Here is a 2491-nt window from a genome sequence, read left to right as displayed (position 1 = left end):
ATCCCATCCCCAATTTATATGATTGTGGCATGTCCTTTCAGTCCCAAGTTCCTGAGCAACAAACCAAACATACACATTTTCTACGTAAAACACTATAAAAAATTAATTTTTATTTAAAATGGTTATTATTTATTTTATGAAGAATAATGGATCATACCGAAATTCTGAGGGGGCTTAATTCTTAATATGCTATCTTTGCACCAAAAAGATATATGAATTACGATACTTTCCTTCGCTTTATCTTTCCTGATGGCATGTTTGACTACTTCGAGATGGTCCAATTTAATGAGTTTACCGACAAAGTTGAAATATATTTCGAAGAGAAAAATAATCCTCCTGAAGAATATAAAAACGACAAACCGGAAAGTAAAGGGTTCTATGAGGAAGTACGCATGTATGATTACCCAATGAGAAGCCGCAGTTGTATCCTATACATAAAGAAACGTCGCTGGTTCAATCATACACAGAATAAATATGTTTCCAGAAATTGGAAACATATGGCTGAAAGCACGCAAATCTCTTCTGAATTTGCGCCTTTTTTAAAAGTATACTCCCATAGATGCGAATAATAAATAAAGGAACGGTTTAACGTGGTTTATGATTTACATAAACCACGTTAAATTTTATAATAGAATTACTTTTGCCATAAGCAAGTAAGTACATCAGAGAAAAATCGGAATACTTAATCCAATTAAAAGTATGATGCTGTAGGTCTGTGAAATAAAAAATGACAGTTGGATGTCGTATGGAAGAATACAAAATTTCGTTTGACCGCAGACTTGCATTTTATGTTATATCCTAAATATATGAATGTATGGCAAGAGTTAAATCGAGAAAGGCGAAACTTATCAAGTCACATGATGGTAATAAACTTGCAATTGTTAATCCTGATGCTGCAAGAATTGATATAGCAGATACTGAGATGCAGGTATGTGTTCCTGAAGACCGTGATGATGATAATAATCAACGGTTCGGCTGTTTTACAGATGATCTTAATAATATTGTAGAATGGCTTAAAGTTTGTCACATCAACACTGTGGCAATGGAAGCTACCGGTATTTATTTTCTTCCTCTGTTCCTTAAATTGAAAGATTCTGGAATTGATGTACTGCTAGCAAATCCTCGTGATGTTAAGAATATATCAGGTCACAAAACCGATTATGCTGATGCTGAATGGTTGATGCTATTACATCGCTATGGATTATTAAAAACATGTTTTCAGCCTGATAATTCCGCACGTAAAATTCGTAACATTTCCAGGCAACGGAATAATCTTCTTCAAGAAGCTGGCAGGCATATACAATATATGCAAAAATCTATGGAACTGATGAATATCAAGCTATCAACAGTCATTGCAGATATCACGGGATTGTCTGTCGTACAATAATAGAAGCCATTCTTAGAGGGGAAAGAGATTCTGAATATTTGGCTTCACTTGCACATCGTAGCTGCAAGGCAGATAAAGAAATAATTTCACGTTCGCTAGAAGGCACTTGGAACGAGAATCTTCTTTTTCTTCTTGGGCAAAGTTTAAAATCATATGATTTTATTTTGATGCAGATAAAAGAATGTGATATTGCCATACAAGATTTCCTGAAAGAGTATCAGTCTGTGATAGATATTTTTGACGATTCTATGTTGTCAAGGTGCAAAAGAAAAAAAAGCTCACGTTCAAAGAATGCACCAAAATTTGATGTTGAGCAATATGCTTATTCTCTATGGGGAGTAAATGTATTCAATATTCCAGAACTAAAAGATAGTGCGGTAATGCAGTTAATAGGTAAACTTGGACATGATTTTACTGAAAAATTTGAAACAGTTGACAATTTTTGTAGTTGGTGTAATCTAGTACCTAATAATAAAATATCAGGAGGTAAAATATTATCAAGCAGATTATCCAAAAGAAAAAATCCTGTTGGACAAATATTTAGAATTGCAGCTTCACCATTAGCTCGTGACAAAGGTGAAATGGGTAATTACTATAGAAGAATGAAAGCAAAGAGTGTAGGTTTGCAAGCTAACGTAGCAACAGCACATAAGATTGCAAGAATATTTTTTACTATTATAAAAAAGAAAGTGGAATATGATCCGCAGAAAGTCGGAGTTGATGAAAAGAAATTGATAAAGATTAAAATGGATAGATTAGAGAAAGCATTGGATAAACTAAACAGAAAATATTCAGAAGCAAGTTAATAAATCATGACGTGATTTGGTAATTGATTGATTATTTGATTGTTATAAAACCGTTCTATGGAAGTTGGGAAAGAACTTGGTGTAATAAAATAAAATAAAAAGTCTCCTTACTCAAAAAGGAGTAAGGAGACTTTTTAGTAGCCTTATAATAAAACTTTTGTAAGTAAATGATTACAAAGGTATGTACTATGGGTTCATTGTCACGTTGAATATAGTTAGGAGAGGATACTAACAATTAAAGTGAAAGCCCTCTTGAGTTAAAATCAAAAGTTATATTGAACAATATATCTATCTTTAA

Annotated in this window: 3 protein-coding genes; all 3 read left to right on the top strand. The window is 32.8% G+C overall.

Annotated elements, in window-relative coordinates:
- Positions 1 to 212 precede the first annotated feature (212 nt).
- The 3 genes from JCM15092_RS14150 (at position 213) to JCM15092_RS16355 (ending at position 2193) form a co-directional block, all read left to right on the top strand.
- Entirely contained in the window at positions 213 to 569 is a 357-nt protein-coding gene (locus tag JCM15092_RS14150; RefSeq protein ID WP_024995208.1) for an ISAon1 family transposase N-terminal region protein, read from the top strand.
- Positions 570 to 814: 245 nt separating this feature from the next.
- Positions 815 to 1387, top strand: coding sequence for an IS110 family transposase (locus tag JCM15092_RS16360; protein ID WP_024995207.1), 573 nt, complete (start codon positions 815 to 817; stop codon positions 1385 to 1387).
- A gap of 38 nt (positions 1388 to 1425) precedes the next feature.
- A complete protein-coding gene (locus JCM15092_RS16355; protein ID WP_024995206.1) occupies positions 1426 to 2193 on the top strand; it encodes a transposase in 768 nt (255 codons plus the stop codon).
- Positions 2194 to 2491: the final 298 nt, after the last annotated feature.

The sequence above is a fragment of the Phocaeicola paurosaccharolyticus JCM 15092 genome (assembly GCF_000613805.1).
In the GTDB taxonomy this organism is placed as follows: domain Bacteria; phylum Bacteroidota; class Bacteroidia; order Bacteroidales; family Bacteroidaceae; genus Phocaeicola; species Phocaeicola paurosaccharolyticus.
Note: the sequence above shows the minus strand (reverse complement) of the source record. Positions and strands in the feature narration are given on the sequence as shown.